Below are 15,651 nucleotides of genomic sequence, written 5' to 3'. Positions count from 1 at the left end.
GGTCACCCCGTCAGCGGCACAGTCCAAGCGCTCAGCGTGCGCGACGCGCCTGCACGGCGTGCGCCAGATCCGCCAGGGCCCGCAGTGAATCGTCCCAACCCAGGCAGGCGTCGGTAATGCTCTTGCCGTATTCGAGCGTGACCGGCAGATCCTTGCCCGGCGTGAATTTCTGGGCCCCCGCGTTCAGGTGGCTTTCGATCATCAGGCCGAAGACGCTGCGCGATCCTCCTGCAAGTTGCGCCGCGACGTCGCGTGCCACGTCGAGCTGCTTTTCATGCTGCTTGCTGCTGTTCGCATGGCTGCAATCGACCATCAACGTGGCGGGCAGCTTGGCGGCCTGCAGGTCCTTGCAGGCGGCGGCGACGCTCGCGGCATCGTAGTTCGGGACTTTGCCGCCGCGCAGGATGACGTGGCAGTCCTTGTTGCCCTTGGTGTTGACGATGGCCACCTGGCCATTCTTGTGCACCGACAGGAAGTGGTGCCCCCGGCCCGCCGACTGTATGGCGTCGGTGGCGATGCGGATGTTGCCGTCGGTGCCGTTCTTGAAGCCGATGGGCGCGGACAGGCCCGAGGCCAGCTCGCGGTGCACCTGGCTTTCGGTGGTGCGCGCGCCGATCGCGCCCCAGCTGATCAAATCACCGATGTATTGCGGCGAGATCACGTCCAGAAACTCGCTGCCGGCCGGAACGCCCAGGCGGTTGATCTCGATGAGCAGTTGGCGCGCAATGCGCAGGCCCTCGTCGATGCGGTAGCTCTCGTCCAGGTAGGGGTCGTTGATGAGCCCCTTCCAGCCCACCGTGGTGCGCGGCTTTTCAAAGTACACGCGCATCACGATTTCCAGGGTGTCGGCGTACTGCGCACGCGCTGCCGCGAGGCGGCGTGCGTATTCGAGTGCGGCCGCCGGATCGTGGATCGAGCAGGGACCGATGACGATCAACAGCCTGTCGTCCTTGCCCGCCATGATGTGGTGGATGCTTTTGCGGGTCTGGGTGATCAGCGTCTCGACCGGCGTTGCGCGGATCGGGAAAAAGCGGATCAGATGCTCTGGAGGGGGCAGCACGGTGATGTCCTTGATGCGTTCGTCGTCGGTCTGGCTGGTTTTCTCGACGCTGCGGTACCAGGCATCGCTGGAGGGGTGGCTTGGGCCGTCATGGGGCTTCCTCGTGGAGACGTGATGAATGAGAGCGGAAGGGCTGAAAAACGAAAAAACCGCCGGGCCCGGGAGCGTCGGCGGTTGGTAGGGGGAGCTCGTGTCTGCTTGCGCGCGCGCCTCTCATCCGCCGGGGGGCGAGATAAAGGACCAGAAGTAAGACCTGCCGTGCGCTTGCATGGCGGGCAATGTAGCACAGCTGCGCGCCGGGCGGCACGAACCAGTGGAAACAGTTGGTGCCAAGGCCATGCAACGCCCGTCAGTCGTCCATAGCCGCCTGAGCACGGATTACGCCGCTTCCAGTTCCACATGCATGCGGCAACCAATGGCGATGGCAAATATACATATCGGCGCTGGTGTACTTGCGTGCAAACGGGGCGTTTGGAGCCATGTAGCGCTTGACCAGTGGGGTAGGTGCCAGGCGGTTGCTCTGCCAGCGGGAGACCAGCCGCGTGAGCTGCTGGCGGCTGTAGCCGCTGGTGTGGCCCAGGTAGCGCAGCAGCACCCCTTTGTCGGCCTTGCCGAGGCGCAGGAATAGTCAAAGCGTTTGAGCACCCGGCTGATGTGTGCGTAGCGCTCCTCATCGTCCTGGCTGGGGGTGAATTGCACCACCGCGCTGGCGACCAAAAACTGCTCAATTTGCGCGATCGTCGTGCGCCGCGTCTCGTCCATGTTGACCACCATTTCCTGATGATCAACCCACCCTCGCTCGGGGCCTGGAACCGCCCCTTCAGATTCACCACGTTGGACAAGGCTCGCAGCGGCTCAGAATCGGCTCGGGCTATAATTCGCCGGTTTTGCATGGTGCAAAACGCACGCCGGCGGCCGTTCCAACTGCTGGCGCAAGTCAAAACCGTGGTCTGTCGTCAGCGGCGGGCCGCTCCATTCCAAGGAAAATCATGATCGCATCCTCCATCAAGGCCGAGGTCGTCAAGGCGAACGCCCGCTCGGCCAACGACACCGGTAGCCCGGAAGTGCAGGTGGCCCTGCTGACTGCCCGCATCAACGAGCTGACCCCGCATTTCAAGGCGAACGCCAAGGACCACCATGGTCGCCGCGGCCTGCTGCGCATGGTCAGCCGCCGGCGCAAGCTGCTCGACTACCTCAAGGCCCGGGACGCAGACCGTTACACCGCCCTGATCGCCAAGCTGGGGTTGCGCAAGTAATACTTCCCTGCACAAAGACGCCTGGGGCCGCTCTCAGGCGTTTTTTGCTTCGGGGCTGCGAAACAGAGCGAAGCTGTGTCATTCCAATGGGCTTGGCGCCCCCGGTGGCAGTTCCACTGGAATGGCATCGTGTTCTGTGAATTGCCCTCGAAGACCATCCGGCAGCGTGCTGCCAGCCATTACAACAGGAGTTCGACATGGGTATTTTCAACAAAGTCAGCAAGACCTTCCAATGGGGCGACAAGACCGTCGTCATGGAGACCGGCGAAATCGCCCGCCAGGCCTCTGGCGCGGTGCTGGTGGCTATCGACGACACCGTGGTGCTGGCCACCGTGGTCGCGTCCAGGTCGGCCAAGCCCGGCCAGGATTTTTTCCCGCTGACCGTGGACTACATCGAGAAGACTTACGCAGCGGGCAAGATCCCCGGCAGCTTCTTCAAGCGCGAAGCCAAGCCCAGCGAACACGAGACGCTGACCAGCCGGCTCATCGACCGCCCGATCCGTCCGCTGTTCCCCGAGGGCTTTCTCAACGAAGTGCATGTGGTCATCCACACCCTGTCGCTGAACCCCGAGGTGGACGCCGACATCGCCGCGCTCATCGCCAGCAGCGCGGCCTTGGCCATTTCGGGCATTCCGTTCAACGGCCCCATCGGCGCCGCGCGCGTGGGTTATATCGACGGTGAGTACCGGCTCAACCCGGGCCCGACGGCGCGCAAGAACTCGCAGTTGGACCTGGTCGTCGCCGGCACTGAGGCCGCCGTGCTGATGGTCGAATCCGAGGCCCGGCAGTTGCCCGAAGAAATCATGCTCGGCGCCGTGGTGTTCGGCCATGCGCAGGGCAAGGTGGTGATCGACGCGATCCACGATTTGGTGCGGGAGGCCGGCAAGCCCGTGTGGCAGTGGGCGGCACCCGCCCGTGACGAGGCCCTGATCGCCAAGGTCACGGCGCTGGCCAACGACCGGCTGCGCGCCGCGTACCAGCTGCGCAACAAGCAGGCGCGCACGCAGGCCTGCCGCGAAGCCTACGCCGCGGTTCTCTCGGACCTCGCGGCCGGGGGCCTGGGGTTCGACGCCACGAAGGTCGAGGGCATGCTGTTCGACATCGAGGCCGGAATCGTCCGCAGCCAGATCCTGGCGGGCGAGCCGCGCATCGACGGCCGCGACACGCGCACCGTGCGCGCCATCGAAATCCGCAGCGGCGTGCTGCCCCGCGCGCATGGCTCGGCGCTGTTCACGCGCGGCGAAACGCAGGCGCTGGTGGTGACCACGCTGGGCACCGAGCGCGACGCGCAGCGCATCGACGCGCTCGCGGGCGAGTACGAGGACCGCTTCATGCTGCACTACAACATGCCGCCTTTCGCCACCGGCGAGGTGGGCCGCATGGGTTCGACCAAGCGCCGCGAAATCGGCCACGGCCGTCTGGCCAAGCGCGCGCTGGCGGCCGTGCTGCCGAGCAAGGAAGAGTTCCCCTACACCCTGCGCGTGGTCTCGGAGATCACCGAGTCCAACGGCTCCTCGTCGATGGCCTCGGTCTGCGGCGGCTGCCTGTCGCTGATGGACGCAGGCGTGCCGCTGAAGGCGCATGTCGCGGGCATCGCCATGGGCCTGATCAAGGACGGCAACCGCTTTGCCGTCCTCACCGACATCCTCGGCGACGAGGACCATCTGGGCGACATGGACTTCAAGGTCGCCGGCACGACCGAGGGAATCACCGCCTTGCAGATGGACATCAAGATCCAGGGAATCACCCGGGAGATCATGCAGGTGGCTCTGGCGCAGGCCAAGGAGGCGCGCATGCATATCCTGGGCAAGATGCAGGAGGCCATGGGCGAGTCCAAGGCCGAGGTGTCGCACTTCGCGCCCAAGCTCTACACGATGAAGATCAACCCCGAGAAGATCCGCGACGTGATCGGCAAGGGCGGTGCGGTGATCCGCGCGCTGACCGAGGAGACCGGTTGCCAGATCGACATCGGCGAGGACGGAACGATCACCATCGCCGCGACGCAGGCCGCCCAGGCCGACGAGGCCAAGCGCCGCATCGAGCAGATCACGGCCGAGGTCGAGATCGGCAAGATCTACGAGGGCGCGGTGACGAAGATTCTGGACTTCGGCGCGCTGGTCAATCTGCTGCCCGGCAAGGACGGTCTGCTGCACATCAGCCAGATCGCGCACGAGCGCGTCGAGCGGGTCTCCGACTACCTGAGCGAGGGCCAGGTCGTGAAGGTCAAGGTCATGGAGACCGACGAAAAGGGCCGCATCAAGCTGTCGATGAAGGTGCTCGCCGAGCGCCCCGCCGGGGGCAGCGGCGACCGCCCTGCGTTTGCCGAGCGCGAGCCGCGCCACCAGGGGCGTGACGCGGGGCGCCAGCCGGTGGAGCAACAGCACCAACAGCCGTTGCCCTTGCAGCAGCCCGACGACGACGCGGCGTCCAGGCAGGTCCTGGACTGAGCTTTTCTGCCTTGGGCTGCGCCCGCCACCCAGGCGGGCAGCCCACACCATTTCTCAACCCCATGCATCGATGAACCGCAGCATGCGCGCTGTCGAGATCACCTCCTTTGGCAAGCCCGAGGTGCTGCTCCCGGGCGAACGCCCGGTGCCGCAGCCGGGCGCGGGCGAACTGCTGATCCGCGTTCGCGCCAGCGGCGTGAACCGCCCCGATGTGCTGCAGCGGCTCGGGCACTACGCCCCGCCACCGGGCGCGTCGGACATTCCGGGGCTGGAAGTCGCCGGCGTGGTCGAGTCGGGGGACTCTGCGGCCATGGCCGAGGCGGGAATCCAGGTCGGCGACCGCGTCTGCGCGCTGCTTGCCGGCGGCGGCTACGCCGAGTTCTGCGTCGCGCCGGTCGTGCAATGCCTGCCGGTTCCCGAGGGCCTGAGCGATGTGCAGGCGGCCGCGCTGCCCGAGACCTTTTTCACGGTGTGGAGCAATGTCTTTGACCGCGGCCGCTTGCAGGCGGGCGAGAGCCTGCTGGTGCAGGGCGGGACAAGCGGTATCGGCGTCGCAGCCATCCAGCTGGCGCGGGCCTTTGGCGCCACGGTCATCGCCACCGCGGGCAGCGAGGAGAAATGCGCGGCCTGCCTGGCGCTGGGCGCGCAACAGGCGATCAACTACCGCACGCAGGACTTTGTCGAGGAGGTCCGGCGCATCACGCAGGGCAAGGGAGTGGACGTGGTGCTCGACATGGTCGCCGGCGACTACGTGGCGCGTGAAGTGGAATGCCTGGCCGAGGATGGCCGCATCGCCATCATCGCAGTGCAAGGCGGCGTGCGCAGCGGCTTCGACGCGGGGCTGGTGCTGCGGCGCCGGCTCACGATCACGGGGTCGACCCTGCGCCCCCGCCCCGTGGCGTTCAAGGGGGCGATTGCGCGCGCACTGCGCGAGCAGGTCTGGCCCCGGCTGGCCTCGGGCCAGGTGCGTCCCGTGATTCACAGCACGTTCTCTGCGGCGGATGCGGCGCAGGCGCATGCGCTGATGGAATCGAATCGGCATATCGGAAAAATTGTTTTGACCTGGTCACCATGAACGACAAGAAAAAACTCATCGCGGCCAACTGGAAGATGAACGGCGACCTGGCGGCGAACGAGGCCCTGTTGCACGCCATCCTCGCCGGAATCGGAGACGCGGCCTGCGACCTGGCGCTCGCGGTGCCCGCGCCCTATCTGGCGCAGGTGCAGGCGCTGACTGCGGGAACGGTGCTCGCGCTGGCGGCGCAGGACGTGTCGCAGCACGAAGCGGGCGCGTACACCGGCGAGGTCTCCGCGGCCATGCTCAGGGACTTTGGCGTGCGCTACACGCTGGTGGGGCATTCGGAACGCCGCCAGTACCACGGCGAAACCGACCAGGTGGTGGCGCAGAAGGCGCAGCGCGCGCTGGCTGCGGGCCTGACGCCCATCGTCTGCGTGGGCGAGACGCTGCAAGAGCGCGAGGCCGGCCAGACCGAGGCCGTGGTCAGGCGCCAGCTTGCGGCGGTGATCCAGCGCAACGGCCATTGCATCAGCGAAGTGGCGCTGGCGTACGAGCCGGTCTGGGCGATCGGCACGGGGCACACGGCGTCGCCCGCGCAGGCGCAGGCGGTGCACGCCGTTTTGCGCGCGCAACTGCGCGCCGCGAGCGCGCAGGCCGGGCGCATCCGCCTGCTCTACGGCGGCAGTCTGAACGCGGCGAACGCGGCGCCCTTGCTGGCGCAGCCCGACATCGACGGGGGGTTGGTCGGCGTGCCTCGCTCAAGGCCCCCGACTTTTTGGCAATCATTGCCGCGGCCCATGGCGCCGCAGTCATCGCATCAGGAGTGGGCAAAGAATGAACGTGATCGTGAATGTGATTTTTGCCGTGCAGATGCTCGCGGCGCTGGTGATGATCGGTCTGATCCTGATCCAGCACGGCAAGGGCGCGGACATGGGCGCGGCGTTTGGCAGCGGCAGTTCGGGCAGCCTGTTTGGCGCGAGCGGCAGCGCCAACTTCCTGTCGCGTACCACGGCGGTGCTGGCTTCGGTGTTCCTCGCCTCCACGCTGGCCTTGGCGTACTTTGGCCACGCCCGTCCCGCAGGTTCGGGCAGCGTGCTGGAGGCCCCTGCTGCTGCCGCCGCGCAGCCCGCGGACGCGGCGTCGGCCGCCACCGCGCCACCAGCGACGCCGGCCTCGGGCGCCGCGCAGATTCCGACCAAATAATCTGGAGATCGCAGAGAGCCCACAGGGTTTTTCCGGAGTAGAATCGCCGATTGTCCGGACCAGCCAAAACCGCAGGGTTCCTCATGCCATCCGGACGCGAAAGACAGCCGTCGTGGTGAAATTGGTAGACACGCTACCTTGAGGGGGTAGTGGCGCAAGCTGTGCGAGTTCGAGTCTCGCCGACGGCACCAGAACAAAGCAAAGGCCTGCCCGCATGGCTTGGCAGGGCCACAGCGATGATCCAATCCGCAAGATGAACCTCGATCAGTACCTCCCCGTCCTTTTGTTCATCTTGGTCGGCAGCGCGGTTGGCGTCGTCCCCCTCGTCATCGGCCGCATACTGGGCCCGAATCGCCCGGACGCCGCGAAGAACTCCCCCTACGAATGCGGCTTTGAAGCCTTCGAAGACGCGCGCATGAAGTTCGACGTGCGCTACTACCTCGTGGCCATTTTGTTCATCCTGTTCGATCTCGAAATCGCGTTCCTCTTCCCCTGGGCGGTGACGCTGCGCGAGGTCGGCGGCACCGGCTTCGTGGCGGTGCTGATCTTCCTGGCCGTGCTGATCGTGGGCTTTGTCTACGAATGGAAAAAGGGGGCGCTGGACTGGGAATGAGCGGGCCGCAGCAAACCAAGGAGGATGCAATGATTGAAGGCGTGATGAAGCAGGGCTTTGCCACCACGAGCTACGACGCCGTGGTGAACTGGGCCAAGACCGGTTCGCTGTGGCCGATGACCTTTGGCCTGGCCTGCTGCGCCGTCGAGATGATGCACTCGGCTGCGGCGCGCTACGACATCGGCCGCTTTGGCGCCGAGGTGTTTCGCGCGAGCCCGCGCCAGTCCGACCTGATGATCGTTGCCGGAACGCTGTGCAACAAGATGGCGCCCGCGCTGCGCAAGGTCTACGACCAGATGTCCGAGCCGCGCTGGGTTTTGTCCATGGGCTCCTGCGCCAACGGCGGCGGCTACTACCACTACAGCTATTCGGTGGTGCGCGGTTGCGACCGCATCGTTCCGGTCGATGTCTACGTGCCCGGCTGCCCGCCGACGGCGGAGGCGCTGCTCTACGGAATCATCCAGTTGCAGCAAAAAATTCGCCGCACGCACACCATTGCGCGCGCTTGAAGGATCGATGATGAGCGCTGTTGCCATTCGGCCAGAAAAACTCCAGGACACTGTCTGCGCGGCGCTCGGCGCCCGGGTGCGCCAGAGCACGCGGGTGCTGGGCGAGGTCAGCGTGCTGCTCGCCGCCGCCGACTACCTCGACGCGATGCGCGTGCTGCGCGACGCCGAGGCTTGCCGCTTCGAGCAACTGATCGACCTGTGCGGCGTGGACTACTCCACGTACGCCGACGCGGTGCACGAGGGGCCGCGCTACTGCGTGGTGGTGCATCTGCTGTCCGTCAGCCTGAACCAGCGCCTGCGCGTGAAGGTGTTCTGCCCGGACGACGATTTGCCGCTGCTGGCCTCCGTGTCCGGGCTGTGGAATTCGGCGAACTGGTACGAGCGCGAGGCCTTCGACCTGTTTGGCATCGTGTTCGACGGCCACGACGACCTGCGCCGCATCCTCACCGACTACGGCTTCGTCGGCCACCCGATGCGCAAGGACTTCCCGCTGTCCGGCCATGTGGAAATGCGCTACGACGCCGAACTGCGCCGCGTGGTCTACGAGCCCGTGAGCATCGAGCCGCGCGAGAACACGCCGCGCATCGTCCGCGAGGAATCGTATGCAGGCCTGCGCCGCGGCGCGCCCCTGTGATCCACCATGGCTGAAATCAAGAACTACTCCCTGAACTTTGGTCCACAGCACCCGGCGGCGCACGGTGTGCTGCGTCTGGTGCTGGAACTCGACGGCGAAGTGGTGCAGCGCGCCGACCCGCATATCGGTCTGCTCCACCGCGCCACCGAAAAGCTCGCCGAGCACAAGACCTATATCCAGTCCCTGCCCTACATGGACCGGCTCGACTACGTCTCGATGATGTGCAACGAGCACGCGTACTGCCTGGCGATCGAGAAACTGCTCGGCCTGGAAGTGCCGCTGCGCGCGCAGTACATCCGCGTGCTGTTCTCGGAGATCACCCGCTTGATGAACCACCTGATGTGGCTCGGCTCGCACGGCAACGACTGCGGCAGTTCGACGATCCTGATCTACACCTTCCGCGAGCGCGAAGACCTGTTCGACATATACGAGGCGGTGTCGGGTGCGCGCATGCACGCGGCGTATTTCCGTCCCGGCGGCGTGTACCGCGACCTGCCCGAGAGCATGCCGCAGTACCAGGCCGGCCAGATCCGCAACGCCCGGGCGATCGCGGCACTGAACCGCAACCGCCAGGGCTCGCTGCTGGACTTCATCGCCGACTTCAGCCAGCGCTTTCCGGGCTGCGTGGACGAGTACGAGACCCTGCTCACCGACAACCGCATCTGGAAGCAGCGCACGGTGGGCATCGGCGTGGTCTCGCCCGAGCGCGCGCTGAACCTTGGCATGACCGGCCCCATGCTGCGCGGATCGGGCGTCGCCTGGGACCTGCGCAAGACCCAGCCCTACGAGGTGTACGAGCACATGGACTTCGACGTTCCCGTGGGCCGCACGGGCGACTGCTACGACCGCTACCTGGTGCGGGTGCAGGAGATGCGCGAAGCCAACCGCATCATCGCGCAATGCGTGGACTGGCTGCGCGCGCACCCCGGCCCGGTGATCACCGACAACCACAAGGTGGCGGCGCCAGGGCGCGAATCGATGAAGGCCCGCATGGAGGAGCTGATCCACCATTTCAAGCTGTTCACCGAGGGCTTTCACGTTCCCGAGGGCGAGGCCTACGCCGCCGTGGAGCACCCCAAGGGCGAGTTCGGCATCTATCTGCTGAGCGATGGCGCGAACAAACCCTATCGCCTGAAGATCCGCGCGCCCGGTTTTGCGCATCTGGCCACGCTCGATGAATTGGCGCGGGGCCACATGCTCGCCGACGCCGTGGCCATCATTGGCACCATGGACATCGTGTTCGGAGAGATTGACCGATGATTGACGAAACGACGCGTGCGCGTTTTGCGCGCGAAGTGGCCAAGTACCCCGCAGACCAGAAGCAGTCTGCGGTCATGGCCTGCCTGGCCATCGTGCAGCAGGAGCAGGGCTTTGTCAGCGCCGAGAGCGAGGCGGCGGTCGCGCAGTACCTGGGGATGGCGCCGATTGCCGTGCACGAGGTCACGACCTTCTACAACATGTACAACCAGCAGCCGGCCGGCCGCTACAAGCTCAACGTCTGCACGAACCTGCCCTGCCAGCTGCGCGGGGGTCAGCAGGCGTTGCAGCATCTGGAGCAAAAGCTCGGCGTGTCCATGGGCGGGACCACGGCCGACGGCCTGTTCACGCTGCAGCAGTGCGAATGCCTGGGCGCCTGCGCCGACGCACCCGTGATGCTCGTCAACGACCGCACGATGTGCAGTTTCATGGACCCCGACAAGCTCGATCAGCTCGTCGATGGCCTGCGCCAGGCCGAGGGCACAACGGCGCTTCGCACGGAGGACGGGCCATGAGCACAGCGCAACAAATTCTCTCCGAGTTCCGGGCGACGGGCGTGCAAACCTGCTTTCATGGCCGCCATATCGAACCGCAGATTTACGCCGGCCTGAACGGCAGCAACTGGGGCCTTGCGGGCTACGTGGCGCGCGGCGGCTACCAGGCGCTGCGCCGCATTCTCGGCAAGGACGGCAGCGCGGGGCTGAGCCCGGAGCAGGTGATCACCATGGTCAAGGAGTCGGGCCTGCGCGGCCGCGGCGGTGCGGGCTTTCCCACCGGGCTCAAGTGGAGCTTCATGCCGCGCGCCTTTCCGGGCCAGAAATACCTGGTCTGCAATTCGGACGAGGGCGAGCCGGGAACCTGCAAGGACCGCGACATCCTGCAGTTCAACCCGCACGTCGTCATCGAGGGCATGGCCATCGCGGCCTACGCGATGGGCATCTCCGTGGGCTACAACTACATCCACGGCGAGATCTTCCAGACCTACGAACGCTTCGAGGCGGCGCTCGGCGAAGCGCGCGCCGCGGGCTATCTGGGCGGCGACGTCCTCGGCAGCGGCTTTGGCTTCGAGCTGCACGCAGCGCATGGTTTTGGCGCGTACATCTGCGGCGAGGAAACCGCCCTGCTCGAATCGCTCGAAGGCAAGAAGGGCCAGCCGCGCTTCAAGCCGCCGTTTCCCGCGAGCTGCGGCTTGTACGGCAAGCCCACGACGATCAACAACACCGAGACCTTCGCGGCCGTGCCGTGGATCATCCGCCATGGCGCGGCCGCGTACCTTGCGTGCGGCAAGCCGAACAACGGCGGAACGAAGATCTTCTCGGTCTCGGGCGACGTGGAGCAGCCCGGCAACTACGAAGTGCCCCTGGGCACACCGTTTCCCCGGCTGCTCGAACTCGCCGGGGGCGTGCGCGCGGGCCGCACGCTCAAGGCGGTGATTCCCGGCGGCTCTTCGGCGCCGGTGCTGCCGGCGGCGGTGATCATGGAATGCAGCATGGACTACGACAGCATCGCCAAGGCGGGATCGATGCTCGGCTCCGGCGCCGTGATCGTGATGGACGACTCGCGCTGCATGGTCGAGAGCCTGCTGCGCCTGTCGTACTTCTACGCACACGAGTCCTGCGGGCAATGCACGCCCTGCCGCGAGGGCACGGGCTGGATGTGGCGCGTGCTCGAGCGCATCCGGAAGGGACAGGGCCGCGCGGACGACCTGGACCTGCTCAACTCGGTCGCGGACGACATCCAGGGGCGCACGATTTGCGCGCTCGGCGACGCCGCAGCGATGCCGGTGCGCGCCATGCTCCGGCATTTCCGTCCCGAGTTCGAGGCCCTGATCCAGAGCCGGACGGCCCAGGCCAGTCAGCCCGCCGCCTGATCGCGGGAAACACATATGCTTGAAATTGAACTCGACGGTCGCAAGGTGGAGGTCGCCGAAGGTTGCATGGTGATGCACGCGGCCGAGAAGGCGGGAACCTATATTCCGCACTTCTGCTACCACAAGAAACTCTCCATCGCCGCCAACTGCCGCATGTGCCTGGTTGACGTGGAGAAAGCGCCAAAACCCATGCCCGCGTGCGCCACGCCGGCCGCGCAAGGCATGGTGGTGCGCACGCACAGCGACAAGGCAATCCGCGCGCAGCGCTCGGTGATGGAGTTTTTGCTCATCAACCACCCGCTGGACTGCCCGATTTGCGACCAGGGCGGCGAATGCCAGCTGCAGGACCTGGCCGTAGGCTACGGCAGCAGCTCCTCGCGCTACACGGAGGAAAAGCGCGTGGTCCCGCACAAGGACGTGGGCCCGCTGATCTCCATGGAAGAGATGAACCGCTGCATCCACTGCACGCGCTGCGTGCGCTTTGGTCAGGAGGTGGCCGGCGTGATGGAACTGGGAATGATCCACCGCGGCGAGCATGCGGAAATCACCACGGTGACGGGCGGCACGGTGGACTCCGAACTGTCGGGCAACATGATCGACATCTGCCCGGTCGGCGCGCTGACCAGCAAGCCCTTTCGCTACAGCGCCCGGACCTGGGAGCTGTCGCGCCGGCGCTCGGTGAGCCCGCACGATTCCACGGGTGCGAACCTGATCGTGCAGGTCAAGAACCACCGGGTGATGCGCGTCCTGCCGTTCGAGAACGAGGCCGTCAACGAATGCTGGATCGCCGATCGCGACCGTTTCTCCTACGAGGCGCTGAACGCCGAGGACCGCCTGACCCGGCCCATGCTCAAGCAGGGCGGGGTCTGGAAGGAAGTCGATTGGCAGAGCGCGCTGGAGTACGTTGCGCAGGGCCTGCGCAGCATCCGCAGCGCGCATGGCGCGGGCAGCATTGGCGCGCTGCTCAGCCCGCACAGCACGCTCGAAGAGCTCTACCTGGCAGCGGCGCTGCTGCGCGGCCTGGGCAGCGACAACGTCGACCACCGCCTGCGCAACGCCGAATTCGCCGCCCCCGAGGGCATTCGCTGGCTCGGGACCTCGATCGCTGCGCTCTCGACGCTGCAGCGCGTGCTCGTCGTGGGGTCGAACCTGCGCAAGGACCATCCGCTGTTTGCGCAGCGCATCCGCCAGGCCGCGCGCCATGGTTGCGAGGTCAGCGCGCTCGACTCGGTGGCGCGCGACTGGGCCCTGCCGGTCGCGCACAGGCTGGTGGTGCACGGCGCCGGCCAATGGGTGCGGGCGCTCGGTGGCATTGCCGCAGCGCTCGCGCGGGAGAAGGGCATCGCTGCGCCGCAGGGCGTGCTCTCGTCCGATGGGGCCGATGGGTCCGATACCGCCGCGGAAACCGCGATTGCCCGCTCCCTGCTCGGCGGTGAGCGCAAGGCCGTGCTGCTCGGCAATGCGGCCGCGCACCACGCCCAGGCCACGCAGTTGCTCGCGCTTGCCAACTGGATTGGCACGCACACGGGGGCCACGGTCGGCTACCTCACGCAAGCGGCGAACACCGTGGGCGCGCAGTTTGCGGGCGCCTGGCCCGTGAACGGCGGCCTGCACGCCGGTGAAATGCTCGGCGGCGCGCTGAAGGCCGCGCTGCTGCTCAACACCGAACCCGTGCACGACTCGGCCGCCGGCGTGCGGGCCGCGACAGCGCTGGCCGCGGCCGAAATGGTCGTGACCCTGAGCCCGTTCCGGGCGAATATGGAATTCAGCGACGTGCTGCTGCCGATCGCCGCATTCACGGAAACCCCGGGCAGCTTTGTCAACGCCGAAGGCCGTTTGCAGAGCTTTCACGCCGTAGTCCGCCCGCCGGGCGAAGCCCGTCCCGCGTGGAAGGTGCTGCGCGTGCTCGCAAATCTGCTGGAGGTTCCCGGCTTTGACTTCGAGAGCGCGCAGGAGGTGCTGGCGCGCGCAACGAATGCGCCCGCGGGCAGCATCACGCAGTTGCCGGCCGACCAGTTGTCGAACGCGGTGTCGAACGCCGCGCAGTCCGCCCCGCTGACCGGGGTGGCGAGCGAACCCGTGGTCGCCTCCATCTACCAACTCGACAGCCTGGTGCGCCGCGCGGCGTCGCTGCAACGCACGGCCGACGCACGCCAGGCCGCTGAAGGAGTCGCCGCATGATCGACGCGCTCTACGAAACGGGACGCAACCTGCTGGCGGTGGGCTGGTGGAGCGGCATGGCCTGGCCGGTGCTCTGGATCCTGCTCAAGATCGTTTGCGTCCTGGTCCCGCTGATGGGCGCCGTCGCGTACCTGACGCTGTGGGAGCGCAAGCTGCTGGGTTTCATGCAGGTGCGCCATGGTCCGAACCGCGTGGGCCCTTTCGGCCTGCTGCAACCCATTGCCGACGCCCTGAAACTGCTGACCAAGGAAATCATCCACCCCGCGGCCGCGAGCCGGGGCCTGTTCGTGCTCGGTCCGATCATGGCGATCATGCCGGCGCTCGCCGCCTGGGTGGCGATTCCCTTTGGCCCCGACGTGGCGCTGGCGAACGTCAACGCCGGCCTGCTGCTGGTCATGGCGATCACGTCCATCGAGGTCTACGGCGTGATCATTGCCGGCTGGGCGTCGAACTCCAAGTACGCCTTTCTGGGCGCGCTGCGCGCGTCGGCGCAGATGGTGAGCTACGAGATCGCCATGGGCTTTTGCTTTCTGGTGGTCATCATGGTCTCGGGCAGCATGAACCTGACCGAGATCGTTCTCGGGCAGGGGCGCGGAATGGCCGCGGACAAGGGCCTGAACTTCCTGTCCTGGAACTGGTTGCCGCTGCTGCCGATTTTCCTGGTGCATCTGATCTCGGGCGTGGCGGAGACCAACCGCCATCCGTTTGACGTCGTCGAGGGCGAGGCGGAAATCGTCGCCGGGCACATGGTCGAGTACTCCGGAATGGGCTTTGCGGTCTTCTTCCTGGCCGAATACGCGAGCATGTGGCTGGTCTCCATCCTGGCAACGCTGCTGTTCCTGGGCGGCTGGTTGCCGCCCATCGACAGCGCGCTGTGCAACGCGGTCCCCGGCTGGATCTGGCTCGGGATCAAGACCTTCCTGGTGGTGTCCATGTTCATCTGGATCCGCGCCACCTTCCCGCGCTTTCGCTACGACCAGATCATGCGCCTGGGCTGGAAGGTTTTCATTCCGGTCACGCTGGTGTGGCTGCTCATCGTTGGCGGGTGGCTGCTCTCGCCCTGGAACATTTGGCAATAAGAGGACCCCGATGACTGCCATTGCTGCCGCACCTTTTTCGCTCAAGGATTTCTTCAAGAGCTTTCTGCTCGTCGAACTGTTCAAGGGAATGGCCCTGACCGGGCGCTACGCCTTTCGCCGCAAGGTGACGGTGCAGTTCCCGGAAGAGAAAACGCCCCTTTCGCCGCGCTTTCGCGGCCTGCACGCGCTGCGCCGCTACGACAACGGCGAGGAGCGCTGCATCGCCTGCAAGCTGTGCGAGGCCGTCTGCCCTGCCGTGGCGATCAGCATCGAATCGACCGTGCGCGCCGACGGGTCGCGCCGCACCACGCGCTACGACATCGACCTGACCAAGTGCATCTTCTGCGGCTTCTGCGAGGAAAGTTGCCCCGTGGACTCGATCGTCGAGACGCACATCTTCGAATACCACGGCGAGAAACGCGGCGACCTGTACTTCACCAAGGACATGCTCTTGGCCGTTGGCGACCGCTACGAGGCCGAAATCGCCGCGGCCAGGGCGGCCGACGCCAAGTACCGCTAAACGC

The 15,651-nt window shown here is 66.3% G+C and carries 15 protein-coding genes, 1 tRNA gene and 1 pseudogene; 15 read left to right on the top strand and 2 right to left on the bottom strand.

All coding sequences use genetic code 11. The features are described 5' to 3' along the window. Positions 1-31 precede the first annotated feature (31 nt). Both VTU_RS0106970 and VTU_RS0106965 read right to left on the bottom strand, forming a co-directional pair. Positions 32-1,180 carry a 3-deoxy-7-phosphoheptulonate synthase gene (locus VTU_RS0106970; protein WP_050809444.1) on the bottom strand — a complete coding sequence of 383 codons (1,149 nt, stop codon included), beginning with the start codon at positions 1,178-1,180 and terminating at the stop codon, positions 32-34. A gap of 229 nt (positions 1,181-1,409) precedes the next feature. Continuing rightward, on the bottom strand, positions 1,410-1,655 hold the full coding sequence (locus VTU_RS0106965) for a hypothetical protein (RefSeq protein ID WP_010102666.1): 246 nt from the start codon (positions 1,653-1,655) through the stop codon (positions 1,410-1,412). Between the two features lie 394 nt (positions 1,656-2,049). On the opposite strand from VTU_RS0106965, the gene rpsO reads away from it, so the two are divergent. The 15 genes and pseudogenes from rpsO (at position 2,050) to nuoI (ending at position 15,647) form a co-directional block, all read left to right on the top strand. Then, positions 2,050-2,316 carry a 30S ribosomal protein S15 gene (rpsO, locus tag VTU_RS0106960; protein ID WP_010102664.1) on the top strand — a complete coding sequence of 89 codons (267 nt, stop codon included), beginning with the start codon at positions 2,050-2,052 and terminating at the stop codon, positions 2,314-2,316. A 197-nt stretch (positions 2,317-2,513) separates the two neighbouring features. Continuing rightward, positions 2,514-4,763 (top strand): polyribonucleotide nucleotidyltransferase, encoded by a 2,250-nt coding sequence (pnp, locus tag VTU_RS0106955; RefSeq protein ID WP_010102662.1) that lies wholly within the window; start codon positions 2,514-2,516, stop codon positions 4,761-4,763. Between the two features lie 82 nt (positions 4,764-4,845). Continuing rightward, positions 4,846-5,838 (top strand): NAD(P)H-quinone oxidoreductase, encoded by a 993-nt coding sequence (locus tag VTU_RS0106950; protein ID WP_010102660.1) that lies wholly within the window; start codon positions 4,846-4,848, stop codon positions 5,836-5,838. Further along, positions 5,835-6,619 (top strand): annotated as a pseudogene (gene tpiA, locus VTU_RS26400) (triose-phosphate isomerase). Before VTU_RS0106950 ends, tpiA begins: the two are co-directional and overlap by 4 nt. Continuing rightward, a complete protein-coding gene (gene secG / locus VTU_RS0106940; protein ID WP_029554170.1) occupies positions 6,616-6,984 on the top strand; it encodes a preprotein translocase subunit SecG in 369 nt (122 codons plus the stop codon). The pseudogene tpiA and the gene secG overlap by 4 nt, the downstream one beginning before the upstream one ends. Before the next feature lie 106 nt (positions 6,985-7,090). Further along, positions 7,091-7,175 (top strand) — tRNA-Leu (locus VTU_RS0106935). Positions 7,176-7,237: 62 nt separating this feature from the next. Beyond that, complete coding sequence (locus tag VTU_RS0106930) at positions 7,238-7,597, top strand: NADH-quinone oxidoreductase subunit A (protein ID WP_029554169.1); 360 nt, start codon at positions 7,238-7,240, stop codon at positions 7,595-7,597. Between the two features lie 29 nt (positions 7,598-7,626). Continuing rightward, complete coding sequence (locus VTU_RS0106925) at positions 7,627-8,106, top strand: NuoB/complex I 20 kDa subunit family protein (RefSeq protein ID WP_010102653.1); 480 nt, start codon at positions 7,627-7,629, stop codon at positions 8,104-8,106. 10 nt (positions 8,107-8,116) lie between these two features. Beyond that, complete coding sequence (locus VTU_RS0106920; protein WP_029554168.1) at positions 8,117-8,740, top strand: NADH-quinone oxidoreductase subunit C; 624 nt, start codon at positions 8,117-8,119, stop codon at positions 8,738-8,740. 6 nt (positions 8,741-8,746) lie between these two features. After that, positions 8,747-10,000: an NADH-quinone oxidoreductase subunit D gene (locus tag VTU_RS0106915; RefSeq protein WP_010102649.1), complete on the top strand. Its 1,254-nt coding sequence runs from the start codon at positions 8,747-8,749 to the stop codon at positions 9,998-10,000. Further along, positions 9,997-10,512: an NADH-quinone oxidoreductase subunit NuoE gene (gene nuoE / locus VTU_RS0106910; RefSeq protein WP_010102647.1), complete on the top strand. Its 516-nt coding sequence runs from the start codon at positions 9,997-9,999 to the stop codon at positions 10,510-10,512. The genes VTU_RS0106915 and nuoE overlap by 4 nt, the downstream gene beginning before the upstream one ends. Further along, positions 10,509-11,867: an NADH-quinone oxidoreductase subunit NuoF gene (gene nuoF, locus VTU_RS0106905; RefSeq protein WP_010102645.1), complete on the top strand. Its 1,359-nt coding sequence runs from the start codon at positions 10,509-10,511 to the stop codon at positions 11,865-11,867. The genes nuoE and nuoF overlap by 4 nt, the downstream gene beginning before the upstream one ends. Positions 11,868-11,882: 15 nt before the next feature. Continuing rightward, positions 11,883-14,048, top strand: coding sequence for an NADH-quinone oxidoreductase subunit NuoG (gene nuoG, locus VTU_RS0106900; RefSeq protein WP_010102643.1), 2,166 nt, complete (start codon positions 11,883-11,885; stop codon positions 14,046-14,048). Next, positions 14,045-15,127, top strand: coding sequence for an NADH-quinone oxidoreductase subunit NuoH (nuoH, locus tag VTU_RS0106895; protein WP_010102641.1), 1,083 nt, complete (start codon positions 14,045-14,047; stop codon positions 15,125-15,127). Before nuoG ends, nuoH begins: the two co-directional genes overlap by 4 nt. A 10-nt stretch (positions 15,128-15,137) precedes the next feature. Continuing rightward, positions 15,138-15,647, top strand: coding sequence for an NADH-quinone oxidoreductase subunit NuoI (nuoI, locus tag VTU_RS0106890; protein ID WP_010102639.1), 510 nt, complete (start codon positions 15,138-15,140; stop codon positions 15,645-15,647). Positions 15,648-15,651 lie beyond the last annotated feature (4 nt).

It is taken from the genome of Verminephrobacter aporrectodeae subsp. tuberculatae At4, from assembly GCF_000193225.1.
GTDB lineage: Bacteria > Pseudomonadota > Gammaproteobacteria > Burkholderiales > Burkholderiaceae_C > Acidovorax > Acidovorax aporrectodeae.
The sequence above is the reverse complement of the archived record's forward strand: the minus strand, read 5'-3'. Positions and strand labels throughout refer to the sequence as shown.

Excerpts from the sequence above, each read along its gene's own strand:
- nuoI (WP_010102639.1), top strand. The coding sequence starts at position 15,138 with ATGACTGCCATTGCTGCCGCACCTTTTTCGCTCAAGGATTTCTTCAAG.
- nuoG (WP_010102643.1), top strand. The coding sequence starts at position 11,883 with ATGCTTGAAATTGAACTCGACGGTCGCAAGGTGGAGGTCGCCGAAGGT.
- VTU_RS0106915 (WP_010102649.1), top strand. The coding sequence starts at position 8,747 with ATGGCTGAAATCAAGAACTACTCCCTGAACTTTGGTCCACAGCACCCG.
- secG (WP_029554170.1), top strand. The coding sequence starts at position 6,616 with ATGAACGTGATCGTGAATGTGATTTTTGCCGTGCAGATGCTCGCGGCG.
- VTU_RS0106950 (WP_010102660.1), top strand. The coding sequence starts at position 4,846 with ATGCGCGCTGTCGAGATCACCTCCTTTGGCAAGCCCGAGGTGCTGCTC.
- VTU_RS0106925 (WP_010102653.1), top strand. The coding sequence starts at position 7,627 with ATGATTGAAGGCGTGATGAAGCAGGGCTTTGCCACCACGAGCTACGAC.
- rpsO (WP_010102664.1), top strand. The coding sequence starts at position 2,050 with ATGATCGCATCCTCCATCAAGGCCGAGGTCGTCAAGGCGAACGCCCGC.
- nuoF (WP_010102645.1), top strand. The coding sequence starts at position 10,509 with ATGAGCACAGCGCAACAAATTCTCTCCGAGTTCCGGGCGACGGGCGTG.
- nuoE (WP_010102647.1), top strand. The coding sequence starts at position 9,997 with ATGATTGACGAAACGACGCGTGCGCGTTTTGCGCGCGAAGTGGCCAAG.
- VTU_RS0106930 (WP_029554169.1), top strand. The coding sequence starts at position 7,238 with ATGAACCTCGATCAGTACCTCCCCGTCCTTTTGTTCATCTTGGTCGGC.
- VTU_RS0106920 (WP_029554168.1), top strand. The coding sequence starts at position 8,117 with ATGAGCGCTGTTGCCATTCGGCCAGAAAAACTCCAGGACACTGTCTGC.
- pnp (WP_010102662.1), top strand. The coding sequence starts at position 2,514 with ATGGGTATTTTCAACAAAGTCAGCAAGACCTTCCAATGGGGCGACAAG.
- nuoH (WP_010102641.1), top strand. The coding sequence starts at position 14,045 with ATGATCGACGCGCTCTACGAAACGGGACGCAACCTGCTGGCGGTGGGC.